11 protein-coding genes and 2 pseudogenes are annotated in these 15,754 nt (G+C 60.4%); 9 read left to right on the top strand and 4 right to left on the bottom strand.

Annotation, left to right across the window (positions count from 1 at the left end; all coding sequences use genetic code 11):
• Position 1 precedes the first annotated feature (1 nt).
• Positions 2–2,411: pseudogene (locus AB4N42_RS13860) on the bottom strand (DNA translocase FtsK).
• 318 nt (positions 2,412–2,729) lie between these two features.
• Between AB4N42_RS13860 and trxB the strand changes: the two are divergent.
• The 4 genes from trxB (at position 2,730) to infA (ending at position 5,737) form a co-directional block, all read left to right on the top strand.
• A complete protein-coding gene (gene trxB, locus AB4N42_RS13855; protein ID WP_217859896.1) occupies positions 2,730–3,689 on the top strand; it encodes a thioredoxin-disulfide reductase in 960 nt (319 codons plus the stop codon).
• 69 nt (positions 3,690–3,758) lie between these two features.
• On the top strand, positions 3,759–4,439 hold the full coding sequence (gene aat, locus AB4N42_RS13850; protein ID WP_030141339.1) for a leucyl/phenylalanyl-tRNA--protein transferase: 681 nt from the start codon (positions 3,759–3,761) through the stop codon (positions 4,437–4,439).
• Between the two features lie 57 nt (positions 4,440–4,496).
• Positions 4,497–5,204 (top strand): arginyltransferase, encoded by a 708-nt coding sequence (locus tag AB4N42_RS13845; protein WP_030141338.1) that lies wholly within the window; start codon positions 4,497–4,499, stop codon positions 5,202–5,204.
• A gap of 314 nt (positions 5,205–5,518) precedes the next feature.
• Complete coding sequence (infA, locus tag AB4N42_RS13840) at positions 5,519–5,737, top strand: translation initiation factor IF-1 (RefSeq protein WP_002553999.1); 219 nt, start codon at positions 5,519–5,521, stop codon at positions 5,735–5,737.
• Positions 5,738–6,023: 286 nt separating this feature from the next.
• On the opposite strand, the gene clpA is transcribed toward infA, so the two are convergent.
• Entirely contained in the window at positions 6,024–8,294 is a 2,271-nt protein-coding gene (gene clpA / locus AB4N42_RS13835; protein ID WP_030141337.1) for an ATP-dependent Clp protease ATP-binding subunit ClpA, read from the bottom strand.
• 28 nt (positions 8,295–8,322) lie between these two features.
• Positions 8,323–8,685 carry an ATP-dependent Clp protease adapter ClpS gene (gene clpS, locus AB4N42_RS13830; protein WP_030141336.1) on the bottom strand — a complete coding sequence of 121 codons (363 nt, stop codon included), beginning with the start codon at positions 8,683–8,685 and terminating at the stop codon, positions 8,323–8,325.
• A 225-nt stretch (positions 8,686–8,910) separates the two neighbouring features.
• Here clpS and cspD point away from each other — a divergent pair, with 225 nt between their 5' ends.
• Entirely contained in the window at positions 8,911–9,219 is a 309-nt protein-coding gene (cspD, locus tag AB4N42_RS13825) for a cold shock domain-containing protein CspD (RefSeq protein ID WP_460116314.1), read from the top strand.
• A 71-nt stretch (positions 9,220–9,290) separates the two neighbouring features.
• Here cspD and icd read toward each other — a convergent pair whose 3' ends face one another.
• Positions 9,291–10,547, bottom strand: coding sequence for an NADP-dependent isocitrate dehydrogenase (icd, locus tag AB4N42_RS13820; RefSeq protein WP_030141334.1), 1,257 nt, complete (start codon positions 10,545–10,547; stop codon positions 9,291–9,293).
• A 483-nt stretch (positions 10,548–11,030) separates the two neighbouring features.
• Between icd and AB4N42_RS13815 the strand changes: the two are divergent.
• From AB4N42_RS13815 to hflD, 4 genes and pseudogenes are all read left to right on the top strand, one after another.
• Positions 11,031–13,257, top strand: a pseudogene (locus AB4N42_RS13815) (NADP-dependent isocitrate dehydrogenase).
• Positions 13,258–13,457: 200 nt separating this feature from the next.
• Positions 13,458–13,904 carry an NUDIX hydrolase gene (locus AB4N42_RS13810; protein ID WP_030141332.1) on the top strand — a complete coding sequence of 149 codons (447 nt, stop codon included), beginning with the start codon at positions 13,458–13,460 and terminating at the stop codon, positions 13,902–13,904.
• Positions 13,905–13,963: 59 nt separating this feature from the next.
• A complete protein-coding gene (mnmA, locus tag AB4N42_RS13805) occupies positions 13,964–15,088 on the top strand; it encodes a tRNA 2-thiouridine(34) synthase MnmA (protein WP_030141331.1) in 1,125 nt (374 codons plus the stop codon).
• Positions 15,085–15,708: a high frequency lysogenization protein HflD gene (gene hflD, locus AB4N42_RS13800; RefSeq protein ID WP_460116313.1), complete on the top strand. Its 624-nt coding sequence runs from the start codon at positions 15,085–15,087 to the stop codon at positions 15,706–15,708. Before mnmA ends, hflD begins: the two co-directional genes overlap by 4 nt.
• Positions 15,709–15,754 lie beyond the last annotated feature (46 nt).

The following is a 15,754-nucleotide window of genomic DNA, read 5'->3' as shown; positions in this document are numbered from 1 at the left end:
GTCAGTCGCGCATCGGGCCCGGCGCGAGCACTTCGCGCGAACCGTTGGTGTTCATGGCCGTCACGACCCCGGCCATTTCCATGGCTTCGATCATGCGGGCGGCGCGGTTGTAGCCGATCTTCAGCTTGCGCTGCACTGCGGAAATCGAGGCCCGGCGGCTTTCCAGGACGAACTGCACCGCTTCGTCATAGAGCGCGTCGGTCTCGGCATCGTCATCGCCGCCACCGCCACTGCCGCCTTCAAAGCCACTGCCAGCCTCTTCGACACCGTTGAGGATGTCATCGTTGTATTCGGGCGCGCCGCGCAGCTTCCAGGCTTCCACCACGCGGTGTACTTCATCATCGGAAACAAACGCGCCGTGGACACGAATCGGCAGGCTGGTGCCCGGCGGCATGTAGAGCATGTCGCCATGGCCCAGCAGCTGCTCGGCACCGCCCTGGTCGATGATGGTCCGCGAGTCGATCTTGCTCGACACCTGGAACGCCATGCGGGTCGGGATGTTGGCCTTGATCAGGCCGGTGATCACGTCCACGGATGGCCGCTGCGTGGCAAGGATCAAGTGGATACCGGCCGCACGGGCCTTTTGGGCGATACGGGCGATCAGTTCTTCGACCTTCTTGCCGACGATCATCATCATGTCGGCAAATTCGTCCACCACCACCACGATGGTCGGCAGCTTGTGCAGCAGCGGCGCTTCGTCGTGGATGCTTTCGCGGTGATACAGCGGATCGCTCAATGGCGTGCCGGCCTCTTCGGCTTCCTTGACCTTGGCATTGAAGCCCGACAGGTTGCGCACACCCATCTTCGCCATGAGCTTGTAGCGACGCTCCATCTCGGCGACGCTCCAGCGCAGGGCGTTGGCCGCATCCTTCATGTCGGTGACCACCGGACACAGCAGGTGCGGGATGCCCTCGTAGATCGACAGTTCGAGCATCTTCGGGTCGATCATGATCAGCTTGGCGTCTTCCGGGCCGGACTTGAACAGGATCGACAGGATCATCGCGTTCACACCCACCGACTTACCGGAACCGGTGGTACCGGCCACCAGCAAGTGGGGCATCTTCGCCAGGTCGGTGATGACCGGCTTGCCGCCGATGTCGTGGCCCAGGGCCAGGGTGACCGGAGACTTGTGGTTGTCGTATTCCGGCGTCGACAGCACCTCGGAGAAACGCACGATCTGCCGGTCTTCGTTGGGAATCTCGATGCCCACGGTGGTCTTGCCGGGAATGACCTCCACCACCCGCACGCTGGTCACGGCGAGGGAGCGCGCCAAGTCCTTCGCGAGGTTGGCGATACGGCTGACCTTCACCGCCGGCGGCCGGCTGGATTTCGTAACGGGTGATGACCGGGCCCGGATGGATCGAATCCACCGAGACCTCGACACCGAATTCCTTGAGCTTGATCTCCAGCAGGTGACCGACCGCTGCCAGGGACTCGGGGGAATAATTGAGTTGCTTCTTCTCGGCCGGGTCGAGAATCGAGATCGGCGGCAAGGTGCCCTCGACCGCGCTGTCGACGAACAACGGTGCCTGTTTTTCCTTCTGCACGCGCTTGCTTTGCTCGGGCGGCTTGGCCGGGGCCATGGTGATGACCGGCGGCACCTGCTTCTCGCGCTCGGACATGTGCTTACTCAGGGCCTGCTCGCGCTCGATCAGGCGTTCCTTGACCTTGGCCTGCTCGCGTTTGTCCGGCGTGGTCGGCGCCACCACGTCATGGACCCGATCGTCCACCTCGCGCAGTTGCGCCACCAGTTGCTTGCGTTCGTTGCGCGCCGCCCACCAGCGGTTCAGCGCGCCCTGGATCAGCTCGATGAGGTCGAGGGTGATCTTGCCGGTGACGTCCATGACCTTGAACCACGACAGGTCGGTGAACACGGTCAGGCCGAACAGGAACAAGGCGATGAACAGCAGCGTGCTGCCTTGGATATTCAGCGCATTCCTGGCCAGGTCGCCGAGACTTTCACCCAGCGCGCCACCCGCCCCGGCCGGCAGGCCAGTGGGCGCATGGAAATGAATGTGGGCCAGCGCGGCCCCTGACAACACCAGGAACACCAGGCCAATCAGGCGCCAGGAGAACAGCCAGCCGCTCCACTGCCAGGGCTCATGGCGCTGGCGGAAGATCTGATAAGTCTTGATCGCCAGCAGCAAGGGGAAAATGTAGGCGAAATAGCCCAGCACCATGAACAGGATGTCTGCGCTATAGGAACCGGCGGGGCCGCCGAAATTCTGCACGTCGTCGATCTTGCTGTTATGACTCCAGCCCGGATCGTCCTTGCCGTAGGTCAGCAAGGCCATCATCAGGAACAGGCACAGGGCACCAATGGCGATCAACGCACCTTCCTTGAGCCGGTAGTGCAATTGTTGGCGCCAGAGCGGAACGACTGTCTTGGGTGCTGCGGTGGATTTCTTCAAAACGCTTCTTTTCCTGCGCCTATGGCGCGTCCATCTGTTGAATGACTATGAAAAACTGCCCGTGACGAGCAGGTAAAAAAGTGAATGTGCACATCCGGTACTACTTTTACCACTGTGGCATGCGTCCGGAAAACCGCAGGTGTTGCCGAAGATTTTGATCTTTTGCCTTCCCTGCGCTCAAAACTCAAGCATTGTACGGGTTTGTCATGCCCAAGGCATTGCCCGCACGCTCGGCGACAGCATAGCCATGATCAGGGTTCTCGGGCGCCAATTTGAGCATGCATTCTCTTTTGTGACAAAGGCTTATGAGGTGTTTTTATGAGCGAAGCGAAGCATTCACGCCTGATTATTCTCGGTTCCGGCCCTGCAGGGTACAGCGCTGCTGTCTATGCGGCCCGTGCCAACCTCAAACCCGTTGTCATCACCGGCCTGCAGGCCGGTGGCCAGCTGACCACCACGGTTGAAGTCGATAACTGGCCCGGCGACGTCGAAGGACTGACCGGCCCGGTGCTGATGGAACGCATGCAGCGGCATGCCGAGCGCTTCGACACGCAGATCGTCTACGACCATATCCACACCGCCAAGTTGCAACAGCGCCCGTTCGAACTCATCGGTGACAGCGGCACCTACACCTGCGACGCGCTGATTATCGCCACTGGCGCCTCGGCCCAGTACCTCGGCCTGCCGTCGGAGGAAACCTTCGCCGGCAAAGGTGTTTCAGCCTGCGCGACCTGCGACGGTTTTTTCTACCGAAACCAGGTAGTGGCAGTGGTCGGCGGCGGCAACACCGCCGTCGAGGAAGCCCTGTACTTGTCGAACATCGCCAAAGAGGTGCACTTGATCCACCGGCGGGACAAGCTGCGCTCGGAAAAGATATTGCAAGACAAGCTTTTCGAGAAAGCCACCAACGGCAATATCCGCCTGCACTGGAACCAGAACCTGGACGAAGTTCTCGGCGATGCCAGTGGCGTGACCGGCGCGCGCCTGCGGCACAGCGAGACCGGCGAAACCAGTACGCTGTCCCTGGCCGGGGTCTTCATCGCCATCGGTCATAAGCCCAACACCGACCTGTTCCAAGGCCAACTGAAGATGCGCGACGGCTATTTGATCGTGCGCGGCGGCAGCGAAGGCAACGCCACGGCCACCGACATCGAAGGTGTGTTTGCCGCCGGCGATGTGGCCGATCATGTCTACCGCCAGGCCATTACTTCCGCCGGTGCCGGGTGCATGGCCGCCCTGGATGCGGAAAAGTATCTCGATGACATCCCGGCCGTTTGACGGTTAACCTCTAGGCGGGCTCTGGTTCATCTGGAGCGCCGCCCTCCCCTTCTGCAAGCCCGGACACCCATGCTGACTTGGTTACAACGCAACACCTTCGATTTTCCGCCACTGGAAAAAGCCATGCGCGACCCCAACGGCTTGCTCGCCGCCGGTGGGGATCTGTCCGCCGACCGCTTGATCCAGGCCTATCGCCACGGTTGTTTTCCGTGGTTTTCCGAAGGCCAGCCGATCCTGTGGTGGTCGCCGGATCCGCGTACGGTGCTGTTTCCCGACGAGCTGCATGTCTCTCGCAGCCTGGGCAAGCTACTGCGCAAGCGCCGCTATGAAGTGACGTTCGACCGGGATTTCGCCGCCGTCATCAAGGCCTGCGCCGCGCCCCGCGATTATGCCGACGGCACCTGGATCACCGAAGCCATGCAGACCGCTTATCTGGAACTGCACCGACGCGGCTTCGCCCATTCGGTGGAAGTCTGGGATCAAGGCGCACTGGTGGGTGGCCTGTACGGCCTGGCGATGGGGCAACTGTTTTTTGGCGAGTCCATGTTCAGCCGGGCCGACAATGCGTCGAAATTCGGCTTCGCAACCTTGGTCCAACATCTCAAGGAGGCGGGTTTCGTGCTGATCGACTGCCAGATGCCTACGGAGCACCTGCATAGCCTGGGCGCGCGGTCGATCCCCCGCACGACGTTTGCCGGCTACCTGAAGGCGCATCTGGACCAACCGAACCACGCCACCTGGGTTTGCTGAGCGATATTCGCGCTCCTGGCTTACACTTGAATTTGAAGCTTATACCGAGGGTTGATCATGACCGAGTTGGCGCGCTTGAAGTTCTATGCCACTCAACCCCACTCCTGCAGTTACCTGCCCGAGGAGCAGGCCACGACCCTGTTCCTCGACCCTAGCCAGCCCATGGATGTGCATGTCTACGCAGATCTGTCGGAGATGGGCTTTCGTCGCAGCGGCGATCACCTCTACCGGCCCCATTGCCAGCACTGCAATGCGTGCGTTCCGGCGCGCATCCCCGTGGCCCGATTCACCCCCAACCGGCAGCAGAAGCGTATTTTCAAGCGCAACGCCGACGTACAGGTCCGCCCCGCCAAGCCGCAGTTCACCGAAGAATATTTCGACCTGTACCAGCGCTACATCGAACAACGCCACGCCGACGGCGACATGTACCCGCCCAGCCGGGACCAGTTTTCGACCTTCCTGGTGCGCGACCTGCCATTCTCACGTTTTTATGAGTTCCGCCTCGAGGGCCGGCTGGTGGCCATCGCCGTTACCGACCTGCTGCCCAACGGCCTCTCGGCGGTCTACACCTTCTATGAGCCCGACGAAGAAAAGCGCAGCCTAGGACGCTACGCAATCCTCTGGCAGATCAATGAATGCCGCCGCCTGGGCCTGGAAGCGGTGTACTTGGGCTACTGGATCAAGAACTGCAAAAAAATGAACTACAAGACCCAATATCGGCCCATTGAATTACTCATCAACCAGCGGTGGGTTGTCCTGAACTAGGGTTTGTACGAAAAGTTGCCGAGCGGCGATCAGGCAAGGCGAAAACAGGCGAGGAACGGCCGGGGTCGCGCTCGACTTGACTGGTTGTCAATGAGCATTCCGAGCCTGTTTTCAACGCAGCATGATCGTCGCGCAGGCACTTTTCGGACAAAGCCTAGGGGCCGCTCGTAGTCTGCGCCTTATCCACGCGCCGCATTCATTGAGTAACTCCGAAGAACCCCTTGGCTTGCCCCCCTTTTTCGGGCACAATGCACGCCGCTTTTGCCTGGCGCAGTTGCACCGGGCCATTCACTGGATACCGAGGGCTTTACTGCATGTCGAAAGAAGACAGCTTCGAAATGGAAGGCACTGTCGTCGACACCCTGCCCAACACCATGTTTCGTGTGGAGTTGGAAAATGGGCACGTCGTAACCGCGCATATCTCCGGCAAGATGCGCAAGAACTACATTCGTATTCTTACCGGTGACAAAGTGCGCGTCGAGCTGACGCCCTATGACTTGAGCAAAGGGCGCATCACTTACCGCGCTCGCTAACAAGTCAATACAAAACGCCCGGCTCATGTCGGGCGTTTTTGTTTGCCTGGGATTTGCCCCAATCTTCAGAAACACACGCCCCCCCTGTGGGAGCGAGCTTGCTCGCGAAGGCGGCGGCACAAGCACCGTTGATGCAAGCTGCCCCACCGCTATCGCGAGCAAGCTCGCTCCCACAGGGACTGGTGATGAAACCCAATCTTGTTCCATGCCCACAGCAGCGCCTGGTGTAGGCATGGAACAGCAAAAAGGCGCCTTTCGGCGCCTTTCGCTTTGTTGCAGGTAACGATCAAGCCATTTCGGCCGTGGTTTCGAAGTCGAAAGTCAGCTCGCCGTCCTTGATGTCGATGTGAACCACACCGCCATGCTCGGCCAGTTCGCCAAACAGGATTTCCTCGGCCAGCGGACGCTTGATCTTGTCCTGGATCAGGCGAGCCATCGGCCGCGCACCCATCGTCACGTCGTAACCACCTTCCGCCAGCCAGCTGCGCGCCGCATCGGTGACCTCCAGCAATACACGCTTGTCTTCGAGCTGCGCCTGAAGTTCGGTAAGGAACTTGTCCACCACGCTCTTGATGACCTCATGGCTGAGGCGACCAAACTGGATAATGGTGTCCAGGCGGTTGCGGAATTCAGGCGTGAAGCTCTTCTTGATCACTTCCATCGCATCGGACGAGTGGTCCTGATGGGTGAAACCGATCGAAGCGCGCGCCGCAGTCTCGGCACCGGCGTTCGTGGTCATGATGATGATCACGTTGCGGAAATCCGCCTTGCGCCCGTTGTTGTCGGTCAGCGTACCGTGGTCCATCACCTGCAGCAGCAGGTTGAAGACTTCCGGATGCGCTTTCTCGATCTCATCGAGCAACAGCACGCAGTGAGGCTGCTTGGTAATCGCCTCGGTCAACAGGCCGCCCTGGTCGAAACCGACATAGCCCGGAGGCGCACCGATCAGACGCGATACGGTGTGGCGTTCCATGTACTCGGACATGTCGAAGCGCACCAGCTCGATGCCCATCGCCTTGGCCAGCTGCCGTGCCGCCTCGGTCTTGCCGACACCGGTAGGCCCGGCGAACAGGAACGAACCGACCGGCTTGTCCGGCGACTTGAGTCCCGCGCGGGACAGCTTGATGGCGGTCGAAAGCGAGTCGATGGCCGCATCCTGGCCGAACACCGTCAGCTTCAGGTCACGCTCCAGGTTACGTAGCAGTTCCTTGTCGGAGCTGGTGACGTGTTTTGGCGGAATCCGCGCGATTTTGGCGACGATGTCCTCGACTTGCGGCACCTCGATACGCTTGACGCGATTCTCCACCGGCTGCAGCCGCTGGTAGGCGCCCGCCTCGTCGATGACGTCGATGGCCTTGTCCGGCATGTGCCGATCATTGATGTAGCGCGACGCCAGCTCGGCAGCGGCGCGCAATGCCTCGTCGCTGTATTCGATGTTGTGGTGCAGCTCGAAACGCCCTTTCAGGCCACGCAGGATGCCGATGGTGTCTTCCACCGACGGCTCCGACACATCGACCTTCTGGAAACGCCGTGCCAGGGCACGGTCCTTCTCGAAGATCCCACGGAATTCCTGGAACGTGGTCGAGCCTATGCAACGGATATCACCCGAGGACAGCAGCGGTTTGAGCAGATTCGAGGCATCCATGACCCCACCCGACGCAGCGCCCGCACCGATGATGGTGTGGATCTCGTCGATGAACAGGATCGCTTGCGGGCGTTTTTTCAGCTCGCCGAGCAGCGCCTTGAAGCGCTTCTCGAAATCGCCACGGTATTTGGTACCGGCCAGCAAGGCACCCAGGTCGAGGGAATACACCACGCTGTTGGCCAACAGATCCGGCACCTGGTTGTCGACGATGCGCTTGGCCAGGCCTTCGGCGATTGCGGTCTTGCCCACGCCTGCCTCACCCACCAGCAACGGGTTGTTCTTGCGGCGCCGGGCGAGAATCTGCGCAACGCGCTCGACTTCCGCCTCGCGCCCAACCAGCGGATCGATGCGGCCCTGGCGGGCCAGCTCGTTCAGGTTGCTGGCATACGCGTCCAGCGGATTGCCTGAAGAAGAAGACTCACCGCCCTCGTCGTCCTGCATATCCTGTTCACCCTCGGAATGATCGCCATGCCCCGGCACTTTGGAAATGCCATGGGCAATGTAGTTGACGACATCGATACGCGCGACGCTCTGCTGCTTGAGCAGGAACACCGCCTGGCTTTCCTGCTCACTGAAGATGGCGACCAGCACGTTGGCCCCGGTCACTTCACGCTTGCCCGAGCTCTGCACATGGAAGACAGCACGTTGCAGCACCCGCTGGAAGCCCAGGGTTGGCTGGGTTTCGCGATCCTCGTCGTGAACGGGGATCAGTGGCGTGGTGGAGTCGATGAACTCTTGCAAATCGTGCTTGAGTTTGTCGAGGTTCGCGCCGCAGGCACGCAAAACGGTGGCGGCAGCCTCGTTATCCAGTAGGGCCAACAGCAGGTGTTCGACTGTCATGAACTCATGACGCTTCGAACGAGCCTCCTTGAAGGCAAGATTGAGGGTGACTTCGAGCTCGCGGTTTAACATGGTTCACCTCATACCCAAGTGGTCGGCGTTAACCGTCCTTCTCGATTTCACAGAGTAGCGGATGCTGGCTTTCCCTGGCGTACTGGTTGACCTGCATGGCCTTGGTCTCCGCGATGTCGCGGGTAAACACACCACATACTGCCCGTCCCTCTGTATGAACGGCCAGCATGACCTTGGTCGCCAGCTCACGATTCAGGTTGAAAAACACCTCGAGCACTTCGACGACGAAATCCATCGGTGTGTAGTCATCGTTGAACAAAACCACCTTGTACATCGGTGGCGCCTGTAAAGCGGGCTTTGATTCCTGAACAGCAATGCCCGCTGAATCGTCGTCATGTTGATCCGGGCGATCCTGATTGAATGTTAGTCGAATCTGGCTGATTGCATGCATGGAAAGAAAGGTTCGTTTTAGTTGGCAAATACAGTGATGGGGCCGCTTGCGGGCGATTTCAACCGCTACCGCCCGATCACCTTGACTAACGGCAAATCGGTGTTACAACCAATAGAGCCCACCGTGGGTTAAAAAGGTCCGCGAAGTCAATCCGATTTCCATGATCGACGGCGGATCATCAGGATGATACTCCGTTGCCGGGGTGTGTTGCAGAGGGAAATTGGTATGTCAGGTACCACCAGCATGCGAGTCAAGGGAAAGGTCAAATGGTTCAATAACGCCAAGGGCTACGGTTTCATTATCCAGGACGGGAAGGACGAAGATCTCTTCGCTCATTATTCCGTCATTCAGATGGACGGCTATAAAACCCTGAAGGCAGGACAGCCCGTGACGTTCTGCATGATACAAGGGCCAAAGGGCGTACATGCCGTTGAAATTCGTCCGGTCGCCGTCGACGCCGAGAGCACTCAGGCCAGCGAAAAGCCAGAGCCGACCAGGGTCCACGTCAAGCCTCGGGTCACCGAGGACCATTAAAGGCCTGCCCCACGCATGAAAATGCCCGGTTTCGATCACTCGAACCGGGCATTTTTGTGTCCAGGCTTCGCTTACATATGGGAAATCAGCGCATCGCCGAAACCGGAAGACGACACCAGCTTGGCACCGTCCATCAGGCGCTCGAAGTCATAGGTCACGGTCTTGGCCGAAATCGCGCCGTTGGTGCCCTTGATGATCAGGTCAGCCGCTTCGGTCCAGCCCATGTGGCGCAGCATCATTTCCGCCGACAGGATCAGCGACCCCGGGTTGACCTGATCCTTGCCTGCGTATTTGGGCGCGGTACCGTGGGTGGCTTCGAACATCGCCACGGTGTCGGACAGGTTGGCGCCCGGCGCGATGCCGATACCACCTACTTCCGCCGCCAGGGCATCGGAGAGGTAGTCGCCGTTGAGGTTCAGGGTGGCGATCACATCATATTCCGCCGGACGCAGCAGGATCTGCTGGAGCATGGCGTCGGCGATGGCGTCCTTGACCACGACATTCTTGCCGGTCTTCGGATTCTTGAACTGCATCCATGGCCCGCCGTCGAGCAAGGTTGCGCCGAACTCTTCGGCCGCCACTTCGTAGGCCCATTCCTTGAAGGCACCTTCGGTGAACTTCATGATGTTGCCTTTGTGCACGATGGTCAGCGAGTCGCGGTCGTTATCGACGACATATTGCAAGGCCTTGCGAGCCAGGCGCTTGGTGCCCTGTTTGGAAACCGGCTTGACACCGATACCGCAATCTTCGTCGAAGCGGATCTTGGTGACGCCCATTTCTTCTTTAAGGAACTTGATGACTTTGGTGGCTTCGGCCGAACCGGCCTTCCACTCGATGCCGGCATAGATGTCTTCGGAGTTCTCGCGGAAGATCGTCATGTCCACGTCGCCAGGTTTCTTGACCGGGCTGGGCACGCCTTCGAACCAACGCACCGGGCGCAGGCAGACATACAGGTCGAGTTGCTGGCGCAGCGCCACGTTCAGCGAGCGGATACCACCACCGACCGGCGTGGTCAGCGGACCCTTGATGGAAACCACGTAGTCCTTGACCGCGTCCAGGGTTTCCTGGGGGAGCCAGGTGTCCTGGTCATAGACCTGCGTGGCTTTTTCACCGGCATAGACTTCCATCCAGGAAATCTTGCGCTTGCCGCCGTACGCCTTCTCGACCGCGGCGTCGACCACCTTGATCATGACCGGACTGATATCAACGCCAATGCCGTCGCCTTCGATGAAGGGGATGATCGGATTGTCGGGAACATTAAGAGAATGGTCTGCGTTGACGGTGATTTTGTCACCGACGGCCGGAACCTGAATCTTTTGATACCCCATGCTGAACTCCATTGCTTGGATTGAACATCTGGCTTGCGTTCGAGCGTAACCCAGTTGAATCGGCACGCAAACCCTACGTTAGGCCCATCCGTGGCAAAGCCTTGCACTTCGCGGTGTACAAGCCTGAAAACCAAGGGAAAAGCGCCAAACATGAGCATAGTCCGCCCCAGGAGTACTGCGACGTTTAGACCAATGGACGTGTACGGAAGTCTATGAACCATCGGCAGATCGCCAGCTACCTATGTATAATGCCGCCGCTGACCACAGGGTCACGACGGCTGACGGCTCTATTACGAGACTTTCCGCCATTTTGAAAGCCGGACCGTTACCGCGGCCCGACCGCTTGACGCTCGACTGATGCACCCAACATCACCGCGAAGAAACCTCGACATTCGGCTCACGGATGACTTTGAACGAACGCGCTTACCCGGCGCCCCTCGAGTTTCTGCGCATGCTTTAGCAAAGAAGAGAGTTAATCCGAATATGCCCACCCGCTCGAAGATCATCTATACCTTCACCGACGAAGCGCCTGCCCTCGCCACCTATTCGCTGCTGCCGATCGTCGAAGCCTTCACCGCTTCGGCCGACATCGCCGTGGAGACCCGCGACATCTCCCTCGCAGGGCGCATCCTGGCCAGCTTCCCCGAGCAACTGGGTGACAAAGCCGTAGCCGACCACCTTGCCGAACTGGGCGACCTGGCCGTTACGCCTGAAGCCAACATCATCAAGCTGCCGAACATCAGCGCCTCGGTACCGCAACTGCAGGCCGCGATCAAGGAATTGCAGGCCCAGGGCTACGCACTGCCGGACTACCCGGAAACCGTGGCCAGCGACGCCGAGAAAGACGCCCGCGCCCGCTACGACAAGATCAAGGGCAGCGCCGTGAACCCGGTCCTGCGCGAAGGCAACTCCGATCGTCGCGCGCCGCTGTCGGTCAAGAACTACGCCCGCAAGCACCCGCACAAGATGGGCGCCTGGGCTGCCGACTCCAAGTCCCACGTCGCTCACATGAACGCCGGCGATTTCTACGGCAGCGAAAAAGCCGCCCTGATCGACGCCGCGGGCAGCGTGAAGATCGAGCTGATCGCCAAGGACGGCACCGCCACCGTCCTGAAGGAAAAGACCACCGTTCAAGCCGGTGAGATCCTCGATTGCGCCGTGCTGAGCAAAAACGCCCTGCGCAACTTCATCGCCGCCGAAATCGAAGACGCCAAGCAAAAAGGCGTCCTGCTGTCGGTCCACCTGAAAGCCACCATGATGAAGGTCTCCGACCCGATCATGTTCGGCCAGATCGTCGCCGAGTACTACAAGGACGCGCTGGCCAAGCACGCCGAAGTGCTGGAGCAGATCGGTTTCAACCTGAACAACGGCATCGGCGACCTGTACGCCCGCATCAAGGCCCTGCCGGCCGAGCAGCAGGCCCAGATCGAAGCCGACATCCAGGCGGTCTACGCCGTGCGTCCAGCACTGGCGATGGTCAACTCCGACAAGGGCATCACCAACCTGCACGTGCCGAGCGACGTCATCGTCGACGCCTCGATGCCAGCCATGATCCGTGACTCCGGCAAGATGTGGGGCACCGACGGCCAGCTGCACGACACCAAGGCCGTGATCCCGGATCGCTGCTACGCCACCATCTACCAGGCGGTGATCGAAGACTGCAAGCAACACGGCGCCTTCGATCCGACTACCATGGGCAGCGTGCCAAACGTTGGCCTGATGGCCAAGAAAGCCGAAGAGTACGGTTCCCACGACAAGACCTTCCAGATCAAGGCTGACGGCGTGGTCCGCGTTTCGGACAACAACGGTCGCACCCTGCTGGAGCAGAACGTCGAGGCTGGTGATATCTTCCGTATGTGCCAGACCAAGGACGCGCCGATCCAGGATTGGGTCAAGCTGGCCGTCAACCGTGCCCGCGCCAGCGCCACCCCGGCGATCTTCTGGCTCGACCCGATGCGTGCCCACGACGGCGTGATGATCGAGAAGGTCCAGGCTTACCTGAAGGACCACGACACCAGCGGCCTGGACATCCGCATCATGTCGCCTGTCGACGCGATGAAATTCACCCTGGCTCGCACCCGCGAAGGCAAGGACACCATTTCGGTGACCGGCAACGTACTGCGCGACTACCTGACCGACCTGTTCCCGATCATGGAACTGGGCACCAGCGCCAAGATGCTGTCGATCGTGCCGCTGATGAACGGTGGCGGCCTGTTCGAAACCGGCGCCGAGCGGTTCGGCACCCAAGCACGTGCAGCAACTGCTGGAAGAAAACTTCCTGCGCTGGGATTCCCTGGGCGAGTTCCTGGCCCTGGCCGCTTCCCTGGAACACCTGGGCGTGACCTACAACAATCCCAAGGCGCTGGTGCTGGCCAAGACCCTCGACCAGGCGACTGGCGAGTTCCTGGATCGCAACAAGTCGCCTTCGCGCAAGGTCGGCGGCATCGACAACCGCGGCAGCCACTTCTACCTGACCCTGTTCTGGGCCCAGGCATTGGCCGTCCAGGATGACGACGCAGCCCTCAAGGCGCAGTTCACCACCCTGGCCAAGACCCTGACCGACAACGAAGAAAAAATCGTTGCCGAGCTCAATGCGGTCCAGGGCAAGCCCGTGGACATCGGCGGCTACTACTTCGCCAACCCGGAACTGACCCGCAAGGCCATGCGCCCGAGCAACACCTTCAACGCGGCGATTGCTGCGCTGGTGTAAGGTTGCAAGGAAGCACCACGAACCCCGGCCTTGTGCCGGGGTTTGTGTTTTTATGCATACCCTATTTGCCCCTGTGGGAGCGGGCTTGCTCGCGAAGGCAATTTATCATTCAACATTTGCATTGACTGACACACCGCTTTCGCGAGCAAGCCCGCTCCCACAGGGGATTCGCATCTCAATCCAACAATAGAGGAACCATCATGGACTGGAACCCCCACATCACCGTCGCCACCATCGTCGAAGACCACGGCCGCTTCCTGATGGTGGAAGAATCCAAGGGCGGCCGCGCAGTACTCAACCAGCCCGCCGGCCACCTGGACCCCAACGAAACCCTGATCGAAGCCGCCGTGCGCGAAACCCTCGAAGAAACCGGCTGGGACGTCGAGCCCACCAGCGTCACCGGCATCTACCTCTACACCGCCCCGAGCAACGGCGTGACCTACCAACGGGTCTGCTTCGCCGCCAAAGCCCTGAAACACCATCCCGAATACCAACTGGACGACGGCATCCTCGGCGCCAAATGGCTGTCCCGTGACGAACTGCTCGAACAGCGCGATCACTGGCGCAGCGAGCTGATCATCCGCTGCATCGACGATTACCTGGCCGGCCATCGCCATAGCCTGGCGCTTATCCGCCCTTCTCTTTAGCCTTGCGCGCCCGGGCCTGATAGAATCGCGTCCTTTTTCAAGACACTCATTGAATTCCTATGCGTGATCCAGCCTCTTCGAACACCCCAAAGCAACGCGTCATCGTCGGCATGTCCGGTGGCGTGGACTCTTCCGTTTCCGCCCTTCTGCTGATGGAGCAGGGTTATGAGGTGGAAGGCCTGTTCATGAAGAACTGGGAAGAAGACGACGGAACCGAATACTGCACCGCCATGGATGACCTCGCGGACGCCCAGGCCGTGTGCGACAAGATTGGCATCAAGCTGCACACCGCCAACTTCGCCGCCGAGTACTGGGATAACGTGTTCGAGCACTTCCTGGCCGAATACAAGGCCGGCCGCACGCCGAACCCGGACATCCTCTGTAACCGCGAAATCAAGTTCAAGGCATTCCTCGACTACGCGATGATGCTCGGCGCCGACCTGATTGCCACCGGCCACTACGTGCGCCGCCGCGACATCGATGGCCGCACCGAACTGCTCAAGGGCCTGGATCCGAACAAGGACCAGAGCTACTTCCTGCATGCCGTCGGCGGCGAGCAGATCGCCAAGACCCTGTTCCCGGTCGGCGAACTGGAAAAGCCCGAAGTGCGCGCGATTGCCGAGAAACACCAGCTCGCCACCGCCAAGAAGAAGGATTCCACCGGCATCTGCTTCATTGGCGAGCGTCGCTTCAGCGACTTCCTCAAGCAGTACCTGCCGGCCCAGCCGGGCGAGATCAAGACCACCGAAGGCGATGTCATCGGCCGTCACCATGGCCTGATGTACCACACCATCGGCCAGCGCCAGGGCCTGGGCATCGGCGGGCTGAAAGACGCCGGCGAAGAGCCGTGGTATGTGCTGGTCAAGGACCTGGAGCACAACGAGCTGATCGTCGGCCAGGGCAACGACCACCCATGGCTGTTCTCCGGCGCCCTGCTCGCCTCCGACATCTATTGGGTCAACCCGATCGACCTCAGCGAACCGCGCCGCCTGACGGCCAAGGTTCGTTATCGTCAGAGCGACCAGCCTTGCACGCTGGAGAAAACCGCCAGCGGTTATCGCGCCACGTTCGATGATCCGCAGCGAGCCGTCACGCCCGGCCAATCCGTGGTGTTCTACGACGGTGAAATCTGCCTGGGCGGCGGCGTGATCGAAGTCGCCGAGCCATGGAGCAGCAAGGCATGACGCCGATCCAGGAACAACTGACGGCGCTGGGCGGGGTATTTCTCGCCGCCGTGCTGGTGGATCGCATCGCCAAGACCGGCCAGACCAACGAAGCCGGGCTGGGCTGCATGCTCGGCAGCCTTCTGGTGCGCGACCCCAAGCACACCCTGGAAGTCTACGGCGGCGATGATCTGAACCTGCGCGAAGGCTATCGTGCCTTGATCGGCGCCCTGGAACGCGACCCCAGCGCCCTGCAACGCGAACCGCTGCGCTACGCCTTGTCGATGCTCGGGCTGGAGCGTCAGTTGGCCAAGCGCGACGACCTGCTGGAAACCATCGGCAAGCGCCTGCCGCAGATCCAATCCCAGGTCGAACATTTTGGCCCGTCCCACGAAAACGTGATCGCCGCGTGCGGCGCGCTGTACCAGGACACCTTGAGCACACTGCGCCAGCGTATCCAGGTGCATGGCGACATGCGCAACCTGCAACAACCGAGCAATGCCTCGAAGATCCGCGCGCTGTTGCTGGCCGGGATCCGCTCGGCACGCCTGTGGCGGCAGTTAGGCGGCCATCGCTGGCAACTGGTGATCAGCCGACGCAAATTGTTGAAAGAGCTGTACCCATTGATGCGCAACGAATAAGTCGCCTCGACCTTTTTTTGTGGATTTGAGGGCTGCCTTGCAGCCC

This window comes from Pseudomonas sp. H2_D02, from assembly GCF_054677635.1.
Note: the sequence above shows the minus strand (reverse complement) of the source record. Positions and strands in the feature narration are given on the sequence as shown.

What these genes read in the sequence shown, in the direction of transcription:
- cspD (WP_460116314.1), top strand. Translation starts at nt 8,911, where the DNA reads ATGTCAGGTACCACCAGCATGCGAGTCAAGGGAAAGGTCAAATGGTTC.
- aat (WP_030141339.1), top strand. Translation starts at nt 3,759, where the DNA reads ATGCTGACTTGGTTACAACGCAACACCTTCGATTTTCCGCCACTGGAA.
- AB4N42_RS13845 (WP_030141338.1), top strand. Translation starts at nt 4,497, where the DNA reads ATGACCGAGTTGGCGCGCTTGAAGTTCTATGCCACTCAACCCCACTCC.
- mnmA (WP_030141331.1), top strand. Translation starts at nt 13,964, where the DNA reads ATGCGTGATCCAGCCTCTTCGAACACCCCAAAGCAACGCGTCATCGTC.
- infA (WP_002553999.1), top strand. Translation starts at nt 5,519, where the DNA reads ATGTCGAAAGAAGACAGCTTCGAAATGGAAGGCACTGTCGTCGACACC.
- icd (WP_030141334.1), bottom strand. Translation starts at nt 10,547, where the DNA reads ATGGGGTATCAAAAGATTCAGGTTCCGGCCGTCGGTGACAAAATCACC.
- clpA (WP_030141337.1), bottom strand. Translation starts at nt 8,294, where the DNA reads ATGTTAAACCGCGAGCTCGAAGTCACCCTCAATCTTGCCTTCAAGGAG.
- clpS (WP_030141336.1), bottom strand. Translation starts at nt 8,685, where the DNA reads ATGCATGCAATCAGCCAGATTCGACTAACATTCAATCAGGATCGCCCG.
- hflD (WP_460116313.1), top strand. Translation starts at nt 15,085, where the DNA reads ATGACGCCGATCCAGGAACAACTGACGGCGCTGGGCGGGGTATTTCTC.
- AB4N42_RS13810 (WP_030141332.1), top strand. Translation starts at nt 13,458, where the DNA reads ATGGACTGGAACCCCCACATCACCGTCGCCACCATCGTCGAAGACCAC.
- trxB (WP_217859896.1), top strand. Translation starts at nt 2,730, where the DNA reads ATGAGCGAAGCGAAGCATTCACGCCTGATTATTCTCGGTTCCGGCCCT.